The sequence below is a fragment of the Paenibacillus sp. SAFN-054 genome (assembly GCF_051966755.1).
In the GTDB taxonomy this organism is placed as follows: domain Bacteria; phylum Bacillota; class Bacilli; order Paenibacillales; family Paenibacillaceae; genus Paenibacillus_AQ.
The window spans coordinates 87,497-112,344 of sequence record NZ_JBQCKS010000002.1; the positions used below are offsets into that span (position 1 = coordinate 87,497).

20 protein-coding genes and 2 pseudogenes are annotated in these 24,848 nt (G+C 50.8%); 2 read left to right on the plus strand and 20 right to left on the minus strand.

Translation table 11 applies throughout. The features are described from left to right. Positions 1 to 20 precede the first annotated feature (20 nt). The 15 genes and pseudogenes from ACTHPM_RS11850 to ACTHPM_RS11920 form a co-directional block, all read right to left on the minus strand. The gene (locus ACTHPM_RS11850) at positions 21 to 803 is read right to left on the minus strand and encodes a prepilin peptidase (RefSeq protein ID WP_440396264.1); all 783 of its coding nucleotides are present in this window, start codon (positions 801 to 803) and stop codon (positions 21 to 23) included. Positions 804 to 2,035: 1,232 nt separating this feature from the next. After that, positions 2,036 to 2,380 (minus strand): annotated as a pseudogene (locus ACTHPM_RS11855) (response regulator); the annotation flags it as partial. A 14-nt stretch (positions 2,381 to 2,394) separates the two neighbouring features. Next, complete coding sequence (locus ACTHPM_RS11860; protein ID WP_440396158.1) at positions 2,395 to 4,155, minus strand: hypothetical protein; 1,761 nt, start codon at positions 4,153 to 4,155, stop codon at positions 2,395 to 2,397. 35 nt (positions 4,156 to 4,190) lie between these two features. After that, positions 4,191 to 4,844: a PulJ/GspJ family protein gene (locus tag ACTHPM_RS11865; RefSeq protein WP_440396157.1), complete on the minus strand. Its 654-nt coding sequence runs from the start codon at positions 4,842 to 4,844 to the stop codon at positions 4,191 to 4,193. Position 4,845: 1 nt separating this feature from the next. Next, on the minus strand, positions 4,846 to 5,421 hold the full coding sequence (locus ACTHPM_RS11870; protein ID WP_440396156.1) for a type IV pilus modification PilV family protein: 576 nt from the start codon (positions 5,419 to 5,421) through the stop codon (positions 4,846 to 4,848). A 52-nt stretch (positions 5,422 to 5,473) separates the two neighbouring features. Next, entirely contained in the window at positions 5,474 to 8,227 is a 2,754-nt protein-coding gene (locus ACTHPM_RS11875; RefSeq protein WP_440396155.1) for a vWA domain-containing protein, read from the minus strand. A 34-nt stretch (positions 8,228 to 8,261) separates the two neighbouring features. Continuing rightward, positions 8,262 to 9,344, minus strand: coding sequence for a type IV pilus twitching motility protein PilT (locus tag ACTHPM_RS11880; RefSeq protein ID WP_440396154.1), 1,083 nt, complete (start codon positions 9,342 to 9,344; stop codon positions 8,262 to 8,264). A gap of 11 nt (positions 9,345 to 9,355) precedes the next feature. Continuing rightward, positions 9,356 to 10,060: a type 4a pilus biogenesis protein PilO gene (pilO, locus tag ACTHPM_RS11885; protein ID WP_440396153.1), complete on the minus strand. Its 705-nt coding sequence runs from the start codon at positions 10,058 to 10,060 to the stop codon at positions 9,356 to 9,358. Further along, a complete protein-coding gene (locus ACTHPM_RS11890; RefSeq protein WP_440396152.1) occupies positions 10,057 to 10,710 on the minus strand; it encodes a hypothetical protein in 654 nt (217 codons plus the stop codon). The genes pilO and ACTHPM_RS11890 overlap by 4 nt, the downstream gene beginning before the upstream one ends. A 4-nt stretch (positions 10,711 to 10,714) precedes the next feature. Then, a complete protein-coding gene (gene pilM / locus ACTHPM_RS11895; protein ID WP_440396151.1) occupies positions 10,715 to 11,698 on the minus strand; it encodes a type IV pilus biogenesis protein PilM in 984 nt (327 codons plus the stop codon). Between the two features lie 57 nt (positions 11,699 to 11,755). After that, on the minus strand, positions 11,756 to 12,214 hold the full coding sequence (locus ACTHPM_RS11900) for a type II secretion system protein (protein WP_440396150.1): 459 nt from the start codon (positions 12,212 to 12,214) through the stop codon (positions 11,756 to 11,758). 129 nt (positions 12,215 to 12,343) lie between these two features. Beyond that, positions 12,344 to 12,829 carry a prepilin-type N-terminal cleavage/methylation domain-containing protein gene (locus tag ACTHPM_RS11905; protein ID WP_440396149.1) on the minus strand — a complete coding sequence of 162 codons (486 nt, stop codon included), beginning with the start codon at positions 12,827 to 12,829 and terminating at the stop codon, positions 12,344 to 12,346. Positions 12,830 to 12,983: 154 nt separating this feature from the next. Beyond that, entirely contained in the window at positions 12,984 to 14,195 is a 1,212-nt protein-coding gene (locus ACTHPM_RS11910; protein WP_440396148.1) for a type II secretion system F family protein, read from the minus strand. 17 nt (positions 14,196 to 14,212) lie between these two features. Next, entirely contained in the window at positions 14,213 to 15,910 is a 1,698-nt protein-coding gene (locus ACTHPM_RS11915) for a GspE/PulE family protein (protein WP_440396147.1), read from the minus strand. A 48-nt stretch (positions 15,911 to 15,958) separates the two neighbouring features. Beyond that, on the minus strand, positions 15,959 to 17,041 hold the full coding sequence (locus ACTHPM_RS11920) for a VanW family protein (protein ID WP_440396146.1): 1,083 nt from the start codon (positions 17,039 to 17,041) through the stop codon (positions 15,959 to 15,961). Positions 17,042 to 17,743: 702 nt separating this feature from the next. On the opposite strand from ACTHPM_RS11920, the gene ACTHPM_RS11925 reads away from it, so the two are divergent. Then, positions 17,744 to 18,193, plus strand: coding sequence for a YhcH/YjgK/YiaL family protein (locus tag ACTHPM_RS11925; protein ID WP_440396145.1), 450 nt, complete (start codon positions 17,744 to 17,746; stop codon positions 18,191 to 18,193). A 97-nt stretch (positions 18,194 to 18,290) separates the two neighbouring features. Continuing rightward, positions 18,291 to 18,548 carry a helix-turn-helix transcriptional regulator gene (locus tag ACTHPM_RS11930; protein WP_440396144.1) on the plus strand — a complete coding sequence of 86 codons (258 nt, stop codon included), beginning with the start codon at positions 18,291 to 18,293 and terminating at the stop codon, positions 18,546 to 18,548. Between the two features lie 127 nt (positions 18,549 to 18,675). On the opposite strand, the gene tyrS is transcribed toward ACTHPM_RS11930, so the two are convergent. The 5 genes and pseudogenes from tyrS to ACTHPM_RS11955 all read right to left on the minus strand — a co-directional run bounded on the left by tyrS (position 18,676) and on the right by ACTHPM_RS11955 (position 24,808). Beyond that, positions 18,676 to 19,935 carry a tyrosine--tRNA ligase gene (gene tyrS, locus ACTHPM_RS11935; protein WP_440396143.1) on the minus strand — a complete coding sequence of 420 codons (1,260 nt, stop codon included), beginning with the start codon at positions 19,933 to 19,935 and terminating at the stop codon, positions 18,676 to 18,678. Positions 19,936 to 20,337: 402 nt separating this feature from the next. Continuing rightward, positions 20,338 to 20,988: an urease accessory protein UreH domain-containing protein gene (locus ACTHPM_RS11940; protein ID WP_440396142.1), complete on the minus strand. Its 651-nt coding sequence runs from the start codon at positions 20,986 to 20,988 to the stop codon at positions 20,338 to 20,340. 30 nt (positions 20,989 to 21,018) lie between these two features. Continuing rightward, positions 21,019 to 22,539: pseudogene (gene larC / locus ACTHPM_RS11945) on the minus strand (nickel pincer cofactor biosynthesis protein LarC). Continuing rightward, positions 22,520 to 23,293, minus strand: coding sequence for a nickel pincer cofactor biosynthesis protein LarB (gene larB, locus ACTHPM_RS11950; protein WP_440396141.1), 774 nt, complete (start codon positions 23,291 to 23,293; stop codon positions 22,520 to 22,522). The pseudogene larC and the gene larB overlap by 20 nt, the downstream one beginning before the upstream one ends. A 36-nt stretch (positions 23,294 to 23,329) precedes the next feature. After that, positions 23,330 to 24,808, minus strand: a complete 1,479-nt coding sequence (locus ACTHPM_RS11955; protein WP_440396140.1) for a gluconokinase — start codon at positions 24,806 to 24,808, stop codon at positions 23,330 to 23,332. Positions 24,809 to 24,848: the final 40 nt, after the last annotated feature.

Below are 24,848 nucleotides of genomic sequence, written 5' to 3' on the forward strand. Positions count from 1 at the left end.
TTGCTCTACCTGTCTTTAGTTCAGTTTATGGAACTGAAGCTGATGAACCCCATGTACCAACTCATCATGTCCTGCCCGTACAGATAGGCGATGATCCCGCCAATGGCAATGAACGGACCATACGGCATGAAGGATTTGCGGCTCATTTTACCGATGGAGATCAACAGGATTCCGATGATGGAAGCGAGAAGCGCCGAGAAAAACAGCGTAAGCAGAATCGATTGGATCCCAAACGCAAGTCCGAGCAGAGCCATCAGCTTGATATCGCCGCCCCCCATGGGGGCCCTTCCTGTCCATATCGCTCCATAAGAAATGAGCAGCAGCACCCCGCCGCCGATGAGAAATCCAAGCAGATAGTCCCAAAGCGGCAGCGGTTGGTGCCAAATACGCAGCAAGAGCATAATGACCATGGAAGGAAAAATAATTTTATTAGGCAGAAGCCGGTATTTCAAGTCGCTGACAGATAAAACGGCCAGCATGGAGACGATGAATATCGCAATCCAGAATTCCGGCACAAAACCAAAGGCCAGATAAGCAAGAAGAAAGCAAATTCCTGTCAGCCATTCACCGAACCAGTAGATCGGGGAAATTTGGCTTCCGCAGTAATGGCAACGACCGCGGCGAATGACATATCCCAGGATTGGAATCAGATCCAGAAGGCCAAGCCTGTGTCCGCAGTCCTTGCAGCTGGATGGCGGAGAAACAATCGATTCCCCGGCCGGTATCCGCAGCCCCACAACGTTATAAAAGGATCCCAGGACGCAGCCCCACAGGAACACCAAGACCTGAATCGCGATTTCCATGGTCAAGCTTTCCCCTCCATGTCCATCAGCAGCTTGGGCTCGATCCATTTTACCAGCTGCCGCAGGGCGACAATCGAGATATTGACCGTCTGTTTGCTCTGATTCGTGGACATTTTGATCGATAACCGTCCTTCTCCTTCACGGTACAGCACGGTGTAATCCGCATGCTCCTCGCCTCTGAACAATTCCTGCCACTGAAGCTGATAATGGGTGGAAAAACCTCTCATTTCAAAATCTCCTCCGGTAAAATGAACGGGCTGATCCTGGTGATTACCGGATCTCGTCAGAGCCGCGGGCTCCTCATAGATGCTGTGGTAAGCATTCGTAGTATAGGAATCTTGAAGCGGCTTATGGGAAAAAGCCGGTTCGCTTTGCATGCCTTCATTCCGTTCTGCATGCGCGGCGTTTGCTGGCTGCCATGCTTGCGGAACCGTCGTAGGCGCAGGAGCTGTCGTGTGCGATGGCATAGGCGAAGGCGAATCGACCGATTCATGAGCTTGCTGCGGATGCGCCGCTTCAACCGATTTCAATCCAGCTTCCTCTGCGGGAGCATTCTGCATTACAGGTTCAGCCGCAGCTGCCTGCTGTACAGGTGCAGTCGTAGACAAATCCTCCGCCGTATCCGTACTTGCCAGCAGCAGGGACAATTCCTCCGGCAGCAGCGGAGCGTCCACGTTCCATTCCTCGGAAACCGCCTCAAGCTGGCCTTCAGTCGATGACACTGGCATATCCATGACAAGTGAAGCCAGTTCGGTAAAGGATTCGTTCACGGTTTCATTCTGCAGCGGCTGGAGTGCTTGAAGTGCCTGCTCTTCGACCTGTGCTACAGGTTGTACCGCAGCATCTAACTGTACCAGGTTCTGTGTTTCCACCGGTGTTTGAGCTTGTACCTGTGCTTGTACTTCCTGCGCTTGTGCTTCTTGTACTTGCACTTGCACCTCTTGTACCTGTGCCTCTTGCACTTGTTCTACAGCGTTCTGTTCTACTGGCGGTATAACTTCCAGCTTCTCCTCGGCCGCATGTTTCTCTTGCGAAACTTGCTCCTCTTCTGCCTGTTGTTTGTTCTGCTTCACCTGCTCCATCGGTACAATATTCTCGGTGAATTTCTTCGCGGGAGCCGATTTCGCGGCTGGTGTCGGCGCATACAGCTCGTCCGGTTCCCCGGTCGTCACGATGCTTCCGATCGCGCTTGGCATCTGGTGATTCTGGAGATGCGGCAGCGCGTAATTCGTGATCGCTTCCTCCACCTGCCCGGGCTGAAAAGGCTTCATGATGTAGCCTTTGGCGCCCTTATGGATAGCTTCAGAGATCAGTTCCTGCTGACTCATGACGGAACAGATGATAATGATTGCAGACGGATTGATGCGGAGAATTTTCTCCAGCGCAGCCACCCCGTCAAGCTCCGGCATCGTAATGTCCATAAACACCACATCCGGACGCTGCTTTTCATACATTTTGACGGCTTCATGCCCGTTCACGGCTTCCCCCACCACCTGATGGCCGCCTTGCTCCAAGAAATCGCGCATCAGTGCGCGCATGAATTTGGTATCGTCAGCCACCAGAATACGCAGTTTCATGATTTACCCTCCCCTTATGGTCTTACGTATTTAACTTCTTTGACGAATACATGAGCCTTGTCTGGCGTTATTGCGATGCCTGCAGGCGGTTCCTTGTACAAGTTATCATCGTAGTAAATTTGGATGCCGGCTTGTTCGGGCTGAAGACTTGACTGGATAGCGGTAAACTTGAACGTCGTTTCTTCTCCATTCATGCTATTGTTATACTCCGTATCTGTCAGGCTATCAGGATTTATGCCTACGGAACTGAGCATAACGTTATTCCCATGAACCCCTCCGGTCACGACTTGCCTGGACATAATGCCGTACAGATCCAAATTTTGATTGGAGTAGAAGAAAGCCCTGATTTTCTGGTCTGGACCCGCTTGGTTGTCGGAAAAAATGAACTCTCCGCTCGCCATAAGGATCAGAGGGCGTGTAAATGGTACATTAGAGGTAATCGAATTCTGGTTGATCTTCTTCATTTGCTTAAGCTCCACGTCGCCATCGACATAAATCGCTCCGTCGATATCCACACTGCCAATGATTTTAAGGTCGCCTTTTACGTACAAATTTCCCTTCATCTTAAAGCCGTCATTAAGCGTGACATTACCGGTTACGGACATGTACTCTCCGTCGTCGAGCATGATCTTTCCCGCCAGATCGGCCGCCACCAAATCAGTATCATTGAAGTCAACCCGCAAGCTGCCATTATGAACGGTAAGTGACATGGCGTTGGTTTTTTCGTCAATCATGGTCAACGCACCGTTTTTGATCCAAAGATCGTTGTCGGACGTTTCGTCGCTTCCAACGATAACACTGCCTTTCAACGTCACCCATTCATCTTCAAACCGGGTTTGTCCGGCAATTTGTCCGGTAAGCTCGCTGCCGAACAGATCGCTGGAAGGTGGCAAGAGATTACTCGTATCAGGCTCGATCTCCACCTGAGTTTTCACGATGTTTTCTATGTCGATATCAACCGGGTTGGAATCAAGGCTGTTATCGACAAAGGGCGCATACTCGGAGAAATTGTTTGCCGTGATAGAATCAGCATTTCCCTGCACATGAATGAATCCCTTGATCGCGGGTTTGCGGGTTTGCTTCGTATAGCTGCTGCCCGGAATACCGATAAAACTAGCCATATCCGTTGTCCTCAATTCGTTGTTAACCGCTAAATCTCCAACAATATAAGAGAAACCGTTTAGTGTCAGATTACCCTTGGAGGAAACTGGATACCTGAATACCGGGTGAACGGTACTTACATATAATTCCATTTCTTTCGTCACCGACCTCTTCGGTCTGGTTGGAATGGTACCCGTCGATCGAATAACAATACGGTAGGAGTACGGATAATCTGGATTGGTGATCGGATAGTCTTTCATCTCTTTCCAATTCGAACTGCTTGTTTCTTGAACAACAATTTCGTAGGTTCCTTTCTGCGCCTTGACTTCCCTGCTCTTTTGGTTTAAGTCAATAAGCAGTGATTGCAGATTACCGTCTAACACTCTCATCCGTTCTCGGTACGTGTTGCTCGATAGATTGCTTGAGTTGACCTTGCTCCGAATAGCCGAAACTGCCTCATCCAATCCTTTTTGAGCTAACATCTCAGCTTGTACGGACGCCTCGGACGCCGTCGCCTGAATCATGCTCCCCCGCAGCACATCCAGCAGTACGAGGCCTAGAATCGCCATGACTGCAACGGTCAGCATCGCCAGAATGAGCGCGGCACCCTTCTCTTCCGCAGCGGTTTTACGCAAAATATTTCGGAGCTCCGTCTTGTGCGATTGGTTTGTCACTCCGTCACCTTCTATTCTTCTAATCGTAAACATGGTCACTCGATCCTGAACAAAGGAATGTTTGTGTTGATCTCAAACTTCGACTGCTCCGCGGGCAACAAAGTCCTCGATTCGTTGCGGCGATATGCCAACCGCACATGGACCATTTTGTCGCTCGTTGCCGAGAAGCCAGACACGTGCAGATTATTCGAATCCTTCATCTCAAGTGTGAACATCGACGAAAGGTCAATGGTTTTCACGATGGTTAAATCTTTCGCGTTTCGAATCACAATTCCGTTGTTATTCTTTTTGTAGCGTGCCTCGGTCCCAGTCAATCGGCTCAAATCCTCTATGGTCATGCTGTATTCGTCCACGTATTTCTTGGGATCATAATTGCCGTTCTCGACATGCCGTTTCACGTAAATAATGCCACCGGTATCCTGGCCGTTTGTATCCTGTATGTTCTTCGCGTACACCGCATCCTTCAGCTCCGTAATGACCTGGCTGAACATGATATCGCCCTGGTTGCGCATCTGAGTATCAACCGTTACACGCTTGTACATCGATATGCCCATGAACAGGAAGGCGTACAGGATGGTCAAAATCATGCCCATGATCATTAACGCTACGACGACTTCGACCAAGGTCATGCCTTTTTCATTCCGATGCTTGCGCAGGGACCGATTCGCCGCAAGTTGTTTCACACGCATCTCATTCACCCCGATTCACGATATACGTGTCCACATGTGTCGATTTGGCCGGCTTAGCCTGATCCCCTGCCCAATGTACCTGGACGATCATCCGGATTTCGTAGGCGTCCGGATTACTCATCAAGGACTCTAAAATTTGCTTCCTTGACTCTCCTTCACTATCCACCGGTCCTTCCGTCGCAAATTTCAATGTATAACGGTATTGGGTTCCGTTGATCGTCGTGGGCTGCATCCAGCCTTGATATGTGTTTCGTTCTTCTTCGGACGGCACTTCAATGAATTGATCGGCTGAATGAATGTCCTTTCCGATCATTTCGGCACTGCCCAGCCATGAGGCGAAGTTGTCAAATTCCGTCTTGATCTGCAATTCCTTGCGGATCTCCGCCGCTTTCAGGCGCGCCAGATTGGAGGCGATAATCCGGCTGTTCTCCTCCGCTGACTTTTCCATGGCCGACAAGAAATATCCCATTAGTGATACGCTGATGATCCCCATGATGGAAACGGCGATCAGGATTTCGATGAGAGTCAGGCCGCCCTCGTCTGCAAGCTTCCTTCGCCAGCTTGGTTTGTTATTCACATACATCCCCCTTCGCAAAGCTCATGCTGCATCGCCTGACTCTCCCCCGAGATCAATAGCGCTTCTGATTGTAGTTGATCGTTACTTTCACCGGATCTGAAGCGGTCTTCATGTCGCTTGCTCCAGACAAATGGGTGCTCGTATTGTCTTTCAATACAAGGTAAATATAGCTTGTGGCGCTTGCGCTTACTCTGAACTGTTTAGAACCCAGCTTTTTCAGTCCATCCTTGTCGGTTTTGTTCTTCACATCGCCTGCTGTTTTGCCTTTGCTGATGTAGTAGCTTGCGGCTGTAACCGTAATCGCCGGCTTGGTAATTTTTCTGTCATTGCCTTCTTCAAATTCTTTGCTCTTTATGACTTCTTCTTCAAAATCAGCTTTGAGTGTTAATGGCGTGTTTTGGGTCGTCGTTACCGTGACTAGGCCATTGCCCTTGGTTGGAGTTACCTTTAACGGCTCAAGGTCCCCTTTCGGTCCTGGATTAACCAGGAAATAGAAGTAGCTTGTCAGCTCGTCTCCGTTCACATTCTGGGCATAGACTTTCACTTGGTGCCAGCCGATGCGGTTCGCTTGATCCTTAATTTTGTCTTCTAGTGCAAAACCGTAATTAACGGTCTGGGCTGGATTATTTATCGTTCCAATAGAGTTACCATCCAGATAAATTTCCGCCTTATACACAAACCCTTGCTTTTTGCCGCTTTGATCATCTGTTACTTTGACATTCAGATCCGCCGTCGATTCCGCGTTTGAAATGTTAAGGTTTTTGTGACTGAACGTGATTTCAAGTCCCGATGTAACTGGAAGATCAGTGACCGTCTTTTCTACTTCATTGCCGACGTTATCCGTAACTCGAACCTTCACTTTGCCGTTTTTTACATCGTCTTTGGTTGCGGTAAAGTATTGGGTCGAAGGGTGGGAACCAACTGATTTTCCATCAATAAAGACCTCGTAGGAATTATTCCTAACGCCGCTATGTGCATCCGCAATATTATCTACGTCATATTTAAATATCTTTAATCCCGTCGTAAATGATGCTTTCTCACTAGGTTGTCTCGGATTAGTCATATCCACGGATATGGTTCTGGCTCCCGCTGTACCGGGAATCAAGGTACTCGCAGAGCTGCTAATGGCCGCCGTTTTAGCGCGAACCTCAACAATGGCATTTTGGATCGATCGATTGATCGCGGTTCGCGTGTTTAACGCGCTCCAATTCCCCCATTGTCCGTCCTCCTGTACACGGTACTCATAGCTATTGATATAGGTACCTTCTTTAAAATCATCATTATGATAAACCGTAGCTGCCGGCAGCCGGTTACTCGATCCCGAAGCGGAAATGGTTACAGGGCCTTTCTTCCAACCGGTACTTCCCGCTACAATGATTTGTCCTTTGCCATCCTTAAGCTCCACTGTCGGCGCCGTAGGCCGCAGGTTCCAGGTAACCTTCTCATTATTTCCGTACGTCACCTCAACAAGGCCGTGATCAGGGTCATCATCCAGAAACTTGATGTCCTTCACCGGACCCGGTTTGTTCTCTTTAATTTCCCATTGAGGCGCTTGTTTATTGCCAAGCTTGTATCGGATGACCGTTCCGTCGACCTTGCCGACGTAAAGATTTCCCCATTTGTCGGTCCGCTCGATATCACGCTGGATGACTGTTACGTTCATTTTTACGGGAATCGGACTTGTACGCTCTTTGCTGCACGCATCCGTGTAACTGACATAAGCATCTTCAATGGTGTATGTGCCGCCCGATTTGATTTGCTTTATTTTTGCTTCCAGAGAAATTCCGCTAATCTGATATGGATAAGGAATGTTCGGCACCGTAATGACGAGTTGATTCTGGCCATTAACCTGCTCAATCTTCATATTTTCTTGTTCGCCATCGAGAACAAATCCATCAGGCAGAGGCTGGATCAGCTTAATATTTTTGAGTTCAGTAGGTTTATCAATAACCTTGGTGATTTTACCAAATACCTCCTTAAGTGATTTTAAATCTGAAGCATCGTACTTTTGTCCTTTGGAGTTTTTGGAAATATCAACCAGCAATTTATGATCTACGTCATTTCCTCCTGGTTTACCAAGTGCAATCGTGTATACGGGGATATTCCGTTTCCCTAAAGCGATAGATTCGGTAAGCGCCAGTTCTTTCGATTTAGAGGGATTACCCATTGTACCGTTATCTCCATAATGGGTTGCTGCGCCATCCGTCACAAGAATAATGTAGTTCGTATCGGCTTTATTACCTAGCAGCATTTTGTCGGCTAATCGAAGTCCATGTTCGATGTTGGTTGAGCCTTGTAGATCGAGATTATTGACGGCATTCTTAACTTGTACATAATTCGTCGTTAATCCCAAAATGGACTCAGCCACAGATCCAAAGTGGACGATACCCATTTTGTCATTCAGATCAATTTCAGAGATGGTATCGATAAAATCCGTCGTTGCCTTTTTGAGAACATACAGCCTGTTTTGATTGTTTTCGTCCGGATAATAAACTGCCCGATCTCCACTAGGGACTGAAAAGAGCATGCTCGATGAGGTGTCCAATACCAAACTGAAATTCACCGGATCACGCTGAACCTTTTCGGTAAACGTTCCGCTTGGCGTAAGCTTATACTTCATCGTCAAAGGCTCGCCTGTGTCGATGGTGACGTCCTTCTTTTCGAAGCTTCCCGTCAAATTCAGACAGCTCGCCTGCCCCCCTGCTTCCCCTGCAGCCTGTACCATGCCAGGAGTAAAAAGGGATCCAATAACCAGCAGCATCGCTGTATAGATCAATATCGCTTCTCTTAAAACCTTGTTTCGCAAAGCTTTTCCCTCCACTTCCTTTGTATCGTTTGAATTAATCTTCGTCCGCGTGCATCTCGTATTCCTTAATCGAATCCGGACTGATGAGGCCTGCTCCAATAAGTTCCTTCAGGCTGGAATACATCGTCTGCATGCCCATCTGACGGTTCGTCTGGATGACGGACTTGATCTGGTAGATCTTCTCCTGCCGGATCAGGTTGGATACCGCCGGCGTATTGATCATCAGCTCAAGAGCCATGACGCGGCCGCTGCCGTCCATCGTTGGGATGAGCCGCTGCGACATAACGCCGATGAGTACGGATGCGAGCTGAACCCGGATTTGTCGCTGCTGGTCCGTCGGAAACACGTCAATGATCCGGTCGACCGTCTGCGGAGCATCCGGCGTATGCAGCGTACCCAAGACCAAGTGGCCTGTTTCCGCAGCCGTAATAGCCGTCTGAATCGTTTCCAAATCCCGCATCTCGCCCACCAGAACGACATCCGGGTCTTGACGCAGCGCCGCGCGCAGGCCATTCGAGAAGGAGAGTGTATCCATCCCGATTTCGCGCTGCACGACAAGGCACTGCTTGCTGGTGTGAATGTACTCGATCGGATCTTCCAGCGTAATAATATGCTTGCTTTGCGTTTCGTTAATATAGTTGATGATGCCGGCGAGCGTAGTCGATTTGCCGCTACCCGTCGGACCCGTGACCAGGAGCAGTCCCTGCTTCTTCGCCGCAAACTGACGCACAATATCCGGCAAATTCAGAGATTCTAGCGAAGGAATCCGGCTTGAAAGGACGCGGAACGCCATATTGACGACACGCCGCTGGCGAAACACGTTCACGCGGTACCTGGCAACACCCTTAATCTCGTAAGACAAATCCACCTCGCCGGACTTCATCAACCGGTTCCACTGGTCTTCCGTCAATATCTCCTTGGCCATCCGAATCGTGTCTTCGGGCCGCAGCACCGTCTCGTTCACCTTCAGCAGAATACCGTTCAGCCGCATTTTTGGCTCGTCGCCGGTGCTTAAATGCAAATCTGACGCTTTCGCTTCAAATGCAATTTGCAGCAGCTCTCGAATGGACATTGGCGTCCTCGGCGGTGCTGTCTGGGCTAATATTTCGCCTCCCATGCTCTGTCTCCTTACTCATACGGATTGTTCCGGTTCGGAACCGGCTTGTAATCGATGTTCATGTCCGTCTTGACCAGACCTTGAAGCGACGGTGCGTAGTACGCCAGAAACGTGACCGTGCCTTCGATCGGTGATTGGGAATTCACCGTCAGACCGGGGCTTTGTTTGGAATTTAGCTGGATTTTGTCGATCGCGACGATCCGGTCCAGGCTTTCCATTTCCTGCAGCATCGTGTTGATCTGGCTGTATTTTCCACTAAAAGCAGATGTGATCCGTACCGGGACTAACAAGCGACTTGCAGCAGATGCCGCATTCCCCTGCCCTTCCTGGCCCTCGGTAGTTTCGCTGCCTTCCGTCGGAGCCGCTGCCGCTGCACTCTGTTTCGTATCCACCTGAATCTGATACTGCTTAAACTGGATGTTGCTGACGACTTCAAGGCGGCGAAGATCGCCGAGGAGCGCCTCCGTATACGGCTTTTCGGGTATTTGACGGCGGACGTTCTGGATGCGGATTTTATCCTCATCCTTCATTCGCTCCGTAATGTTGGCCCGGTTTTGCAATTCCTCCAGCATCTGCCGCTGCGAAGCCAGCTGCTGGCGGGTCGAAGTCAGTTCCTGCATTTTAGGAGAGATGATCGTGACGTAAACCAGTACCATAAGCAGGATGCCGACAAGCAAGCTGAAGAGCACGATTTTATTGTTCATCAGGCTTTTCATGGCGACGTCTCTCCTTTGGCTGGTTCATTGGTTTCCTTAGCTTCCTTGTTTGCTGGAGCTGTTTCTTTGTAGGCGATCTCGAAGCTGACCTGCTTGCTCCAGAGCATGTCGGCTGCCGCCCCGCTCGCCTTGCCGTTCTGGTTCGACATCACGCTGTTAATCGTGTCCATCTTCTTGATCGTAAAGTTCGGCGAAGCTTCGACGGACTGCGTGAAGGTCACAATATCCTCAAGGGTTGCGAATAATGCTGTATATTTAAGGGTATTGTCACTTCCCAACTCCAACACCACCGTATTTGCATACTCAGGCAGCAGATGTCCGAATTGTTTCAGCAGGACCGTCGTCTGCGGTTTCATGGCACGTGCATCTTCGGGCAGTTTAAGCAGCTGCGGAAGACTTCCGCTGAACTGCGATTTTTGAAGCTGTGCCTCCATCTGGCTAATTTGCGACTGCACCTGCACGAGCTCCTGTTCCGCACTCGCGAGTTTGCTGTTCGTGTTGATCCATAACCAGCCCACAATGATGCACATGAGCAGGATCACCCCGCCTGCCGCGATCATAGGCGTGCTCATTTCCCGTCCGGCCGGCTTCGTTTCAGTCATTTGTAATAAATCAATCTCAATGGAAAACGGCTCAAATTGCGCTTTCATTCTATCAGGCACCTTTCAACGCCAAGCCGATCGGTACGGCAAACGATTGATAATTCATCTGTCCTTCTTGCAGCAGCTCATCCAGCGGGATAGCCTGAATAGGCCCTTGGAACACGTCCGCCAGCATGGTAGGAACGCCATTTATGAATGACTCCTCCCCCATCAAAAACAGCTCTTGCAGATCCTCCTGGTTTGCCGACGCTTTATTTTTGAAATACTGCATCATCCGTTCCAGCTCCGTGGTCAAGTTGCGTCCGTATGAGGTCATGCGATCCTGGTCGGACCCTAGCATGTAACTGCTATTCATAAGCGGCATCGAACGCAGAAAAACAGGCAGTCCATTCTCGAACATGCTGAACTCCACCTGATCCGCTTCCATGTTGACGAACATGAATCTCTCCGGCAAACGGATGCCCGTTAATTTGTGGTATTTTACCAACAGCCGGTAAGCGGCAAGCGGTGCGATATCCACCGAAGCAGGCTCAAGACCAGCCTTCTGCATCGCTTCGACATAACTCGAAATAACCTCCGAAGGCGTCGCGAAAATCAGGACTTCGACCTGTTTCTTAACTCCTTTGGCTTTTTCTGTATCGTTCGCTTCAACCGTCTCCAGACGCACAAAGTCAAATACCGGATCCTTGAAAGGCAGACTGTTGCTGCCGTTCAGATCGATATCGATCATGTTGCGGAGTTCTCTATCATTCACCGCAGGATATGTCGCTCTGCGCATAACGACGCTTGATGTTGGTACCGACAAGTGGATGTCCGCCCCTCCTGCCCCGCTTTCCTGGGCAATGGCTTCCAGCGCTTTGACGACCGCTTCTTCATTCATGATTCTGCCGTTGCGGACCGCTCCGTTCTGAAGCGGAAAGGCGAAATGATACGCCAGATTAATCGATTTGGAGGAATGATTCACCTCTACGAATCGAATTTGGGTATCCGTCACCTGCAGCCCGTAGCTTTCGCGCCCCCGTTTGAATTGAAACATAGGCCTTACTCCTTTGAGGTAAGATGCTTTAGGGTGAACATTGATAATAAAAGCCAGTTACTTCCCAGCTATTTCTGCTGTGCCGTCTTTCAGTTCATCCTCGGTCCATGTGCCGACAAGCTGGTTTCCATTCTTGTATAAGTGGATCGTGTAACCATAGGTATGATTGCTTGTGTAGGTTACAGCCACAAAGGTGTGCTCCTTGTCGTAAGTTTTGCTTTTGTCGTCCGGATCGATCGGTGGGTCAAGGTATCCTTTTTGTATTAGATCTGCATCAAGGAAGTATTCAACGCTTTGCTCCGGATTTTCAGCAGAAACTCTCAATCTTGCAGCATCAATCATAGCCTGGGCGTTAGCATAATGTGACTTTTCTTTGGTGTGCTTGATGATGCCCCCAATGGATGGAATAGCAATGGCTGCGATTACGCCTAAGATGACGATGACGGCCAATAGTTCAAGAAGGGTCAGACCATGCTGATTACCTAGAGTAGTTTTATTTGACAGCGTGTGTTCCACTTTTGGGATACCCCGCCTTATCTTTATTCTGTGAACACCATCATGCGGACATCTTACTTCCAAGTAAAAAGATATGACTCGTCCGCATGATAAAATTTAGTTTTGTTAGTAAGTTATTTAATGTCCTAATTACCTATTAATTTCTATTTTTGAATTGTCTGCATTTTTACCAGTTTTAAGTGCTGTATCGGTCCAGGTGCCATAAGATTTTGAAGCCGATTCTTTTAAAGTGACAGAATATGTGTATTTCCCCGTTGCAGCAGTATAAGTAACCGTTACACTTGTAGAATCATCATAAAGTGCCTTTGTATCAGGATTTGTTGGAACTGTATCCAGATAACCCTCGGAGGCCAACGTACTCGCAGTATAAGTTTCGGTTGCAGTAGGAGCATCGTTGCTCACTTTTAATCTAGCTGCATCAATAATCGTCTGAGCATTGGCAAAATGAGCCTTATCCTTCGTATTCTTGATAATTCCCCCGATCGACGGAATCGCAATTGCGGCAATAATACCAAGGATAACGATTACCGCCAAAAGCTCCAGCAGGGTCAAACCTTTCTCGTTTCGCAGTACATTTTTTCCGAGCACGCTTTTTCTTGTCATGACAGCTTCCATTTCAAAATACCCCTCTCAAATAAGTTCATTTTTGGTTAACAGCTTAAGTATTCATTCACGTTCTTAAGTACGATAGAAGTGTTATCCGCGATAACGCTTCACCCCCTTTCATGCCATATGAAGCCATCCAGATTAGCTTGCTGAGCACTTCTTGTTATTTAAGAAAATTGTCATACATCTTGAACATCGGGCTCATGATCGCCGCGACGATAATACCGACCAGACAAGCGACCAAGAGAAGCATCATCGGCTCAACGATCGCCTTCAGCCGGTCCACGCTCTGATCCACATCGCTCTCGAAAAAATCCGCGACCTTGCCCATCATGCTGTCGAGCTGTCCTGTCTCCTCGCCTACGATCACCATCTGGATCACCATGGGCGGGAACATTCCGCTCTTCGAGAAAGGCTCGGACAACAGCTTGCCTTCCTGCAGGCTCTGTTTGGAATCCAGCAGCACCTTACTGATAACCTTGTTGCCTACAACCTTCGACGTAATGTCGAGCGTCTGGAGCACGGCCACGCCGCTTGTGTAGAGCGAAGACATCGTCCGCGTTAATCGGGCAATAGCCGCCTTTTTGAACACCGGGCCGAAGACCGGAATTTGAAACTTGAGCTTATCGTATTGGTACCGGCCTTCGTCCGTGGACAAGTAAAACCGGATGCCTACCACAATTCCAATGACGACGATCAGGACGGCCCACCAATAATGCAAAATGATGTCCGATGCGCTCATCACCGCCCGCGTAATAAGCGGCAGCTCTTCCCCCATCTCGGCGAACATCGATGCAAAGGTCGGTACGACGCTCATCAAGAGGAAGATCACGACGCCGATGGCGACGAAGATCAGAATGATCGGATACGTCATCGCCGATTTGATCTTCTGGATCGTCTTGTTCTCCTTCTCGTAGTGATCTGCCATCCGGTCCAGCACGTCGTCCAGATGGCCGCCGCTCTCGCCGGAATTGACCATGTTCGTGAACATGTCCGGGAAAATCTTCGGGTGCTCCGCCAGCGCCTTGGACAGCGAGTGTCCGTTGCGTATCTGGTCATGCACGTCGATAATGGCGGCCTTCAGCTTCTTGTCCGTCGTCTGGTCCTCCATGATCGACAACGCCTGGTCCACCTGGATGCCGGAACGGATCAGCGTGGCAAACTGGCGGCAGAATATAACGAATTCTTGCAGCTTAACGGCGCGCCCGATGGAAATCTCGGTAGACAGCGCGGTCTGCTTCTTCTCCACGATGCTGCGCAGCGTAAAGCCTTTGCCTTTCAGCTCATTGATCGCGGCCTGCTTGCTGCTCGCCGCATGAAAACCCTTGATCTTCTTCCCTTGGCTGTCCGCAGCCTCATAATAAAAACTAGGCATGCCTTCTTTCCTCCCTGTTAATCATCCGAAACCGCCTTCAGCACCTCTTCGATCGTCGTCATCCCCTGCTGCGCCTTGACGAGCCCGTCATAGAGCATCGTGCGGTAGCCGCGCTCGGAGACATTCTGCAGAATCTCGTCGATCGGCCGGTTCTGCACGATCAGTCGCCGCAGCGGCTCGTCGATCGCCAGTACTTCGTGAATGGCCATCCGCCCCTTATAGCCCGTTTTATTGCAGGAGCTGCAGCCCCTTCCCTTCACGAGATACAGGGTATTTTGCTGCGATGAAGCGAAGATGGCGCCGACCGCGCTCTGAAGGCCACCTTTTTTGCCGACGGCTTCGAGCAGTCCATGCTCCTCGAACAACCGGTACTCGTTCTCCTGCGCAGCCACCTTCTCCGCGCATTCGGCGCATACGCGGCGCACGAGACGCTGGCCGACGACGCACACCAAAGACGAAGCGATCAGGTACGGATCGATATTCATATCGATCAGACGGCTGATCGTGCTGGCCGCGCTGTTGGTATGGATCGTGCTGAGCACCATGTGTCCAGTGAGCGAGGCCCGTACCGCGATTTCGGCGGTTTCCATGTCCCGGATTTCCCCGACCATGACGATGTTCGGGTCCTGACGCAGGATGGAACGCAGCCCGGAGGCGAATGTCAGTCCGATCTGGCTGTTCACCTGCACCTGTGTGATACCGTCCATCCGGTACTCGACCGGATCCTCGACCGTGACGATCTTGACGTCCGGCTGGTTCAAGCTGCCGAGTGCGGAGTACAACGTCGAGGTTTTACCGCTGCCGGTAGGTCCGCTGATCAGGATAATGCCGTTCGGCTTCGCGATAACTCTGCGGAAACGCTGCTCATTCAGCTCGCTTAACCCCAGATTGGAAATTTGGCTGACCCCGCCCGATTGATCCAAGATCCGCAGGACGATGCTTTCTCCGTGCACGGTCGGCAGCGTGGATACCCGGATGTCGATCCGGCGCCGGTCCACCTGCATCTGGATGCGTCCGTCCTGCGGAAGGCGGCGCTCGGCGATGTTCAGATTCGCGATGATCTTAATCCGGGCCGTTAACACGCCCTGCATTTGTTTCGGTACCAGCTTCTCGGTCCGCAAATGGCCGTCGACCCGGTACCGGATTGCGACCTGCTTCTCCTGCGGATCGACGTGAATGTCACTCGCCCTCACGAGCACGGCGGACTGGATCATCTGACTGACCAGCTTCACGATCGGGGATGACTGGTTGTTCGCTTCCTCTTCGTCATTCGCGACTTCCGGAAGCTCGAGCTCCTCGATCATTTCCTCCATCGTGTCTTCGATTTGGTAGTGCCTGGATATCGCTTGATTAATTTCCGACTTGATCCCGATCAAAGGCTGAACGTTCAGTCCTGACGCCATTCTCACTTCCTCGATCGCATCGTAGTTCAGCGGATCGACGATCGCGATGCGGATCTTGCCCCCGCTAATGCTGACCGGAATGAGCTGATGCTTGCGGGCGATGGATTCCGGAACGGCCTGAACCGCCTGAAGCTCAATTTGCGCGTCGGCCAGATTCACCGAAGGAATGCCGAGCTGGAATTCCATCGCTTCGATCAGCTGCTTCTCGGTCAAAGCGCCGGTTTCAAGCAGAATTTCTCCAAGCTTCTTCTTGGTAGCCTTCTGCGTGGCGACCGCTTCGCTGAGCTGCTGCTGCGTTATGATTCCACTCATGATCAGAAGTTCACCCAATTGCATTCGCGTCTCTCTCCTTTCAAGCGGCTACTGCGAAACTTCGACAATGCCTTTCATGACGACGGCCGGCTGCGGCGCATAGAAATCCCGCGATATTTTGCGGGTGCCATCGGTCACTTCAATCATCAAACCTTCAGTTCCGGCGCTCTTCACCGATATGGCATTCGGCGCCAGCTTCGCGTCCGTGACCTCGAAGTTTTTCGGAGCGTATTTTTTGGTATTCACGTTGATCTGCGGCTGCTTCCACCCGGCTGCCGGCTGCCCTTCGAAAATGATCTGCGGCATCCCGTCAATGGTCTTTTTCACGCTGATAAAGATGGAGAAGCCAAGGGAGTTGTAGAAAGTCAGATCATGATCGGCCGGCTCGATGTACACGTCGAATCCCGGTGCCGCATAAGGCGGAAGCTGCCGATGCAGATGCCTTTCCCCGATCTCCATGCCCGCTTTGACAGCGGATTCATACAAAAGGGAGGCCGTATATGCAATGTCCTCTCCCTCTTTTCCCTGCTTCTTCTCAAATTTGTTGAGCTCCAGCCACTGGTTCATGGAAAACTGCGTATTGGGTCTGATTTCAACATTTTGCAGCCGGCCCAGCACGTTGAGCATCCGGTCATTCATTTCTTTGGTCCCTACCGATTTGGTTATCACATTGTTATTTGAACTCGATACCGCTGTCTGTACAGCATTGGTGCCTTGATCTTCAGGTTTGGTTTCTGCCTTATCTGACGGGTTCGGATCTTTGACTTGATTATCTTGATTCGGTTCCTGCTTCTCTTGGTTTTGCTTTGCCGGTACTTGTTTCGCGGGCGCTTGTTTCTCCGGCTCGTTCACTTTCCCTACCGCAGCCCCATTCTTCGGATCCGTGCCCGCCGTTTGGGCTGCCGGTTGCTGCTGGACGGCAGACCCCTGCTGCTCCTCCGCTTCCGGAGTGAATCCTTTGCCCTGGAAGCCGTCCACCACCGATGAGACCACCCCCTCAAAGCCTTTTTGCTGGTAAATCTCCCAAGGCCTCCAGTAGTTCACTCCCACCGCAATCACAACGAGTGCCAGCAGAACGACCAGCTTGCCGACAATGCCTCCGCCTCCGCGGTTTCGACGCGCGTTCCTCATGTGCTAAATCTCCTTTAAATCCGTCTACAATTTCAGTCATATTTTTACAAATCCTTTTGTCGAATTAATTAAATCACATATTTCCGAGGATAAATATTACCCCGATGGATTAGCACAAACGAATTCATCCAAACGGGTTAGTCCATTGGGACGGGCTTTTCAAGACGGATTGATTGTCCACTTTCGTATGGTAGTCCCTAAAGCCTATGACTTATAAAAAAAACCCTCGAATTTCTCCCCTTAAGGTCCCGGAGTTGTCCCAAAGAGTTGACAAAAATCGCTTCGTTGTTCATCATTCTCTAAAAAAACGCCAAGCTTTCCTCGCACAAAAGTCATTCTTCGATCGGAAACACAAAAAAGCCAAAGCAAAAGCATCGGCTGGAACTCAACATAGGTGTATACTCCATGTCAATGATAAATCTGTATTTTGTGTAAATAGTAAAAATAGGGGGAGAATGTGTTGGATTTTGACCTAAAAACGTAGTCTTTTTACTAAAAAGAGTAAGAAATGGTGCATATTCAAACATCATAAAATTATCTATACTTAATCTTAGATGACGCGACATGATCTAACAGCCAGCCATGGGACCACAGAAGAATTCTGAATCGATGTTGATCTTGACTTCCCTTCTGTCTCCCTTGTTTATGTGTGTCCAAAAAGCAGTGCGAGTGATATTACGCGAAAAAAGAGGGTTGAGGAAAATGATATTTGACAAAATATCAAATGCTGCACAGTACATGTTTCTATTCCAGAAATGGTCCGGCCTGCGGGGCGCGGTAGAGGACATGCTTCGTAATATTAACGGCGGGCCAATCGAAACGAGCCTCTTCAAAAAAAATCTGAATGTGTTCCAAACGATGCCCAAGCCCCATCTTCGTTACGAAGCTCACCGACAATACATCGATATCCATGTGGTTCTGGAAGGACGGGAATACGTGGAGATCAGCAATGTGAATCAACTGAGCAATATGACGGAATACGATGCGGCCCGCGACATTGCTTTCGGCGACGTGCATTCGGAATACAAATTTCACGGGTACCTCGAACCGGGGTATTTTCTGGTCTGCTTTCCGGAGGATGCGCATCTGGTTGGCGGGCATGTGGATACCGAGCAAACGGTAAAAAAAGTTGTATATAAGATCGCCCTCTAGCATGTGCCTTTTTGAAGATGGTATCATCGTCGCTTTAGGATATGCGGAAAACAACGTACTACTCATATCAACAATATTATAATTGGGGGCTTTTGAAGTGATAAAAGCGTTGACGATAGATGAGTTGTTCGAGATGAACTCCGGTAAGTTCAATTTGACAGATAGAGAGATGCAAATCGCACTGTACTGGATCAAAGATTATAGTTATCAGGAAATCGGCAAGCAGCTCGGGATCAGTCCCAATACGGTGAAGTCCCATCTTTCGAGGATCAATATCAAACTGCAGGTCAATTCGAAGGCATCCCTGATTCTGAAAATCATAGAGATGGGATCGCAGCATCATGCTGGCGTATAACAACTTGTGTTCTTCTTCAAGCATGAAGGAAGCGCTTTAATAGAAAAAGCCGTCATACACTGGATGGGGACAGATCACTGCCCCCTCCATGTATTGACGGCTTTTTTATCTACATTGAAAGAAACGGTTAGGACATTTTCACCAGGCTGTAATTTTTCTTGCCTTTGCGGATAATGATGAACCGGCCGCCAATTGCCTGCTCGGCCGTCACTTCAAAGCCAACGTCGCTGACTTTCTCACCATTCATCGAGATCGCGCCTTTCGTGACATCCTCGCGCGCCTGGCGCTTGGACGGTTCAATGCCGAGATCGACCAGCCAGTCGATGATATTCTTCGATTCCTGCGTCGCTTCGAACGTCGGCATTTCTTTGAAGCCCTGCTCGATTTCATCGGCGGTAAGGGATTTGATATCCCCGGTGAACAAAGCGGCGGTAATGCGCTTGGCCTGCTCAAGCAGTTCCTCACCGTGCACGAACTTCGTCATTTCCTCGGCCAGCGTCTTTTGCGCTTCACGCTTATGCGGCTCGGTCTCCACCTTCTCAGCCAACTCTTCGATCCGCTCTTTGGATAGGAACGTAAAGTATTTCAGGTATTTCACGACATCGCGGTCGTCGGTGTTCGCCCAGAACTGGTAGAACTCGAACGGCGTCGTTTTGTTCGGATCGAGCCAAATGGCGCCGCCGGCCGTTTTGCCGAACTTGGTTCCGTCGGCTTTCAGCATGAGCGGAATCGTCAGGCCGAAAGCTTTGGCTTCCGCTCCTTCTTTTTTCCGGATCAGGTCCAGGCCGCTTGTAATGTTGCCCCATTGGTCGGAGCCGCCGATCTGCAGCTGCACGTCTTCGTTCTGGAACAGATGCAGGTAGTCGAGCGACTGCAAAATCTGGTATGAAAATTCCGTGAAGGAAATCCCGCTGTCGAGTCTGCTTGCCACCACGTCTTTGGCCAGCATGGAGTTGATGCTGAAGTTCTTGCCGTAGTCGCGCAGGAACTCGATCACGTTGATTTTATGGGTCCAATCGTAGTTGTTGACCATGCGGATCTGATTGTCGCCATCGGTAACGAACAGCTTTCTCATCTGCTCGGTCAAGGCGTCCACGTTCGCCTGCACCTGCTCCAGCGTCTGCAGCGAACGCTCCGTTTGACGGCCGCTCGGGTCGCCGATCGTTCCGGTGGCTCCGCCGATCAGAATGACCGGACGATGTCCCGCAAGCTGGAAGCGTTTCAGCACCATGAACGGAATCAGGTGGCCAATATGCATGCTGTCACCGGTCGGATCGACTCCGCAGTACAGCGAGATCGCCTTTTGTTCCGTCAGCTCTCGCAGTCCTTCCGCATCCGTTTGTTGATTGATGGCGTCGCGCCATTCCAGTTCGTCGATAATATTCACCGTCATAACACCCCTTAAGTTAATGTTCCTTATAACGAATTTCCTCAGACGCGTTGAAAAACAAAAAAATCGCCCCTTGTCATCAGACATAGGGACGATTGTTAACCGTGTTACCACCCAGATTGCACATATGGAGCCTTGCGCTGTTCGCGCGCGCCATTCATGCCGCTCTTCGGCGAGGTATCGTTCGCCAATTCCGCTCGGCATTACCCGAGATACTCCAAAGTGTAATTCGCAGGCTTCGTGTGTACCGGGTTACATCACCCCCCGGCTTTCTGGGACAGGGACGACAGCTGCTACTGGGCTCTTTCAACGTATATCGCATATAAGATTACAGACAGTATAGTGAATTCAACAATCAATGTCAACCGCGCATGGGCGCCGAAGGAAGAGAGTGGGAGACTACTGCGCCCAAAGCTTGAAAAGCCCTTCGTTAATCCCAAGATTGTACATATAATAGATGCCGAACAGGAAGCTGACCGTGCCAGCCACCTGGGTAAGCGAGCGGTTGATCAGCACGTTTTTCTTGCTGTATACGAACGGAATGCCGATGATGGTGGTGAATGTCAGCATGCCCGCGATCGTGCCCGCTCCAAAAATCAAAATGTAAAGCGCGCATTCCCAGACCGAGGAAACCGTGGACAGGGCAAGCAGCACCATTGCCGCGCTGCCTGCAAGGCCATGAATGAATCCGATCACAAATATTTTCATAAGCGACGATCTTTCTTCATGATGATGCGGTACTTGTTTGGCGTTTTTGATGAAAATCATGCTTCGGATTCCCAAATAAACGAGCATGATTCCAACCAAAAATTCCAGGGACATCGTAAGCTTCTCCGGCAGCTCGCCTTTGAACAGCACCAGCAGCATGCCGACAATAAAGAGCGTGCTGGTATGTCCGATGCCCCAAAATACACCGGTTAGCGTGGAGCGCGACAGCTTCTTGCTCCTGCCGACCATCGTAGACACGGCAATAATATGGTCGGGTTCGATCGAATGTTTGATTCCAAGGATGAATCCGAGAAACAGTACGGAAATAAAACTGATGACCACGGTGTTGTCCTCCTCCTATCCTATCAAGCTTTAATCCCACCGCGGATTGCCGGGCTCTTTCCCCTCTGATTTCCACACCTGCTCGTATACCTTTTTGAGCGGAATGCCGTGGGTCTGCGCGATGCGCTTGCATTCCTCGAACTCCGGGGCCCACTGAACGGTATGCCCGCCCTGCATCCCCTTCTTCACCGTCACAGGTCCCCATTCGGTGAGAACCTGCTCGAACGTCCGCTCTAGACGATGTACGGTCAGCGGATAATACCGTATGCCTAAGGTGGTGGTCTCGCGGAAAATGATTTCCTTCATCCGGTCTATATTTTCCGTGGAACAGAGCAGCTGAAGCAGAGTTCCGGGCCTGTTCTTTTTCATGTAAATGGGCGTATAGTAAACGTCGTTTGCCCCGCTTTCGAACAGCAAATCCATGACGTACCCGAGCCATTCACCCGGGATGTCGTCAAAATTCACTTCCATCTTGATCATGTCAGAGTCGATATGCTCATGATTCGGAGGCCGTTTGGCATCCATCTGCGATCCTCTCCTTTAAAAGAAAGTCGGGCGGCTGCTAACGCACTTGCCCACACGCCGCGGCTATTCGCCGATCATCACCCGCAGCACGTTCGGATGCTCCGCAAAGGTTTTCGTTCCCGCTCCGTATCCGATCGCACTCACGCTCATGGAAGGAATCGGGCCGTATTCTTCCGCAAGCACGGATACAAGGGCCGCTCCCGTCGGCGTGGTCAGCTCCCCGCGGATATCCGATTGCTCCAGCGGCGTTCCCTTTAGAATCTCCAGCGTGGCGGGAGCCGGCACCGGATAAATGCCGTGATCGATACGAATCTTGCCCTTTCCAACAGGCACGGGCGAAGAGCGGATGACATCGACCTTCAGCTCGTGAATCAGGATCGCGGCGCCGACGATATCGATAATCGAATCCACGGCACCGACCTCATGGAAATGTACCTTGTCTAAAGGCATGCCATGTATCTTCCCTTCCGCCTCCCCGATTTTCTTGAATATGCGAAGCGCGAGTTGTTCGACGGGTTGTTCAAACCCGGCCTCTTGAATGAGCTTGACGATATCCTTGTAGGATCGATGATCATGATGATGGTGTTGCAAATGCCCGTGATCATGACTGTGGCTGTGCGTATGATCATGACTATGACTGTGTTCGTGTTCGTGGCTGTGTGGATGCATATGATCGTGTGTATGATCGTGATCGTGGTCATGCCTATGTTCATGGTCGTGTTCATGGTCATGATCATGCGTGTGTTCATGAACATGCGTGTGTGCGTGCTCATGGCTGTGTCCATGCTCATGAGCATGTTGATGTTCATGCGGATGCTCCCCCGCCTGCTTCAAGATCACATCGAATTTGGTGGAGGTGATGCCGTTCTTGACGACTTTCCTCCACTCCAGCCCGTATTCCTCTTCGATGCGGAGCTTTCTCAGCTCTTCCGCGAGCTTGCCCGGATCGGCGCCGGCATCGATCAGCGCTCCGATGAACATATCTCCGCTGATGCCGGAAAAACAGTCAAGATATAGTGTTTTCATTCCGGTTTCCCCCTTTATGTACAAGCTGATGAATCAATGCCGCATTATATCCCCCGCCGAATCCGTTATCGATATTGACCACGCTGATGCCGGACGCGCAGGAATTCAGCATCGTCAATAACGCCGAAAGGCCGTTGAAGCTTGCTCCGTAGCCAATGCTTGTCGGAACGGCAATGACCGGATGGGAGACCAGTCCGCCGACGACGCTCGGCAGTGCGCCTTCCATGCCCGCCACCACCACGGAAACAGTTGCGTTTTGAATTTCTTCCGCATGGCTCAGCAGGCGGTGTATGCCCGCTACCCCCACGTCATAAATCCGGCGGACCGGGCTCCCGAGCACCTCGGCCGTGACCGCCGCTTCTTCCGCGACCCGTAAGTCGGAGGTTCCAGCAGCAATTACGGCGACATATCCGTGCGAATGGTCCCCGGTACCGGCGTCCTTTTTCCAGAATAAGATTCGGGCCGTCTCATCGTACACATACGCAGGACAAGCCTGCTGAACGTCCAAGGCCTTTTCCTTCGACATTCTCGTGATCAGAACGCTCTGGTTCCGGGCCTGAAGCGACTGCGCAATCGAAATGATGTGGTCGGCCGTTTTGCCTTCCCCATATACGATTTCGGGAAATCCCTGGCGTTTGCTCCGGTGATGATCCACCTTGGCAAATCCGAGGTCTTCGAAGGTAGCCAGCTTCTCTTTGGCATCCGCGACGCTCAGAGTCCCGTTTTGAACCTGCTCCAATATTTGATCAAGCACTCGCCTTCATCCCCTTCCCTTCCATTCCGTCCCGATCTAAAAAAGTCCGGTGATTGTTCTTACTGCCTTTTCGTATTGTTCATAGACCTGCTTGTAGCGTCTGCAGTTGTCTGCATCCGGCTTGATGGCTTCCCCCATCGGAATATTCCGTTTGATCTCTTCGAATGAGCTAACCTTTCCCGTTGCGACTAACGCCGTCCAAGCCGCCCCCCAGGCCGCGCTGTGATGATTCTCGGAAACGTAGATTTCCGCTCCGAACACGTCCGCCATCATCTGCAGCCAGCATGCGGACCGGGAGAGGCCGCCATTTACGTAGATTTTGTTCGGTTCCCCTGCAATGGTCTCCAGCGCTTTGCCGATTTGGTAGAGATTGAAGGTGATCCCTTCGAGGACGGCCCGGACAAAATGCTCCTTCTTATGCGTGATCGCGATGCCGTGAAAGTTGCCCCTCGCTTTCTGATTCCATATCGGTGCCCGTTCGCCGTTGATATAGGGGAGAAAGAGCAGTCCCTCCGAACCCGGCTCCACCTGCTCTGCCGCCTTCAGAAATTCCGTAAAGCCGCCCGGGTCCTGGAACAGGTCCTTGAGCCACTGCAGCGCAATGCCGCCGTTATTCGTCGGTCCGCCAATGATGGCCGTATCCTTGGTAAAAGAATAGCAGAAGGTTTCCTGGTTCTCACTCACTTGAATATGACCCGTCAATTGCCGGATGGCTCCGCTCGTGCCCACCGACACGGCCACTTCTCCCGGTAAAATCGCGCCGATGCCCAGGTTGGCCAGCTGCCCGTCCGCAGCCCCGATCACAAAGGGTACATCGGCATGGACTCCCATCTCGGCAGCGATATCCTTGCGGAGTTCATGCAGGATCGTTGTTGGCGGGACAAGCTCCGAAAGCTGCGCCTCGGAGATCCCCGTCATATCCAGCAGCTCCCGGTCCCATGCGAGTGATGCCGGATTAAACAAGCCCGTGGCAGACGCCATCGAATAATCGATCTTCCGCACGCCGAACCAGCTGTAGATGAGGTACTCCTTGACCGACATGAAATAGGCGGCTTTACGGTACGGTTCATAACCGGTTTCCTTCATCCACAGCAGCTTCATGAACGGCGTCATCGGATGAATCGGCGTCCCGGTTCTGGCATAAATTTCGCTTTTCGCTTCGGCAGTCATCCGTTCCGCCTGCCCGGCGCTTCTTCCATCGGCCCAGATCAAGGCTGGTGACAACGGCTTCACCTGCTCATCCATGGCGACAAGCGAATGCATCGCTGCTGAGAATCCGAGCGAGATGAGCTCATCCTTCCCGATATCCGCTTTGTTGACGGCTTCCCGGATGGCCTTCACGGCGGATCTTTCGATGGCGGCCGGGTCCTGCTCAGCCCATCCCTGCTGCGGATAATGAAAGGCATTCATCTCCTCGGCTTCCGCGATCAGCTTGCCGTGAATGTCAAACACGCACGCTTTCACGCTTGTCGTTCCGATATCCAGTCCCATGACAAGCTCTCTTGGCATTTTCATCTTCCTTTTCATTTTCAAGATTCATATGAACGGTGACCCG

Excerpts from the sequence above, each read along its gene's own strand:
- ACTHPM_RS11850 (WP_440396264.1), bottom strand. The coding sequence starts at position 803 with ATGGAAATCGCGATTCAGGTCTTGGTGTTCCTGTGGGGCTGCGTCCTG.
- ACTHPM_RS11865 (WP_440396157.1), bottom strand. The coding sequence starts at position 4,844 with ATGCGTGTGAAACAACTTGCGGCGAATCGGTCCCTGCGCAAGCATCGG.
- ACTHPM_RS11880 (WP_440396154.1), bottom strand. The coding sequence starts at position 9,344 with ATGGGAGGCGAAATATTAGCCCAGACAGCACCGCCGAGGACGCCAATG.
- pilO (WP_440396153.1), bottom strand. The coding sequence starts at position 10,060 with ATGAAAAGCCTGATGAACAATAAAATCGTGCTCTTCAGCTTGCTTGTC.
- ACTHPM_RS11890 (WP_440396152.1), bottom strand. The coding sequence starts at position 10,710 with ATGAAAGCGCAATTTGAGCCGTTTTCCATTGAGATTGATTTATTACAA.
- pilM (WP_440396151.1), bottom strand. The coding sequence starts at position 11,698 with ATGTTTCAATTCAAACGGGGGCGCGAAAGCTACGGGCTGCAGGTGACG.
- ACTHPM_RS11905 (WP_440396149.1), bottom strand. The coding sequence starts at position 12,829 with ATGGAAGCTGTCATGACAAGAAAAAGCGTGCTCGGAAAAAATGTACTG.
- ACTHPM_RS11910 (WP_440396148.1), bottom strand. The coding sequence starts at position 14,195 with ATGCCTAGTTTTTATTATGAGGCTGCGGACAGCCAAGGGAAGAAGATC.
- ACTHPM_RS11915 (WP_440396147.1), bottom strand. The coding sequence starts at position 15,910 with ATGAGTGGAATCATAACGCAGCAGCAGCTCAGCGAAGCGGTCGCCACG.
- ACTHPM_RS11920 (WP_440396146.1), bottom strand. The coding sequence starts at position 17,041 with ATGAGGAACGCGCGTCGAAACCGCGGAGGCGGAGGCATTGTCGGCAAG.
- ACTHPM_RS11925 (WP_440396145.1), top strand. The coding sequence starts at position 17,744 with ATGATATTTGACAAAATATCAAATGCTGCACAGTACATGTTTCTATTC.
- ACTHPM_RS11955 (WP_440396140.1), bottom strand. The coding sequence starts at position 24,808 with ATGAAAATGCCAAGAGAGCTTGTCATGGGACTGGATATCGGAACGACA.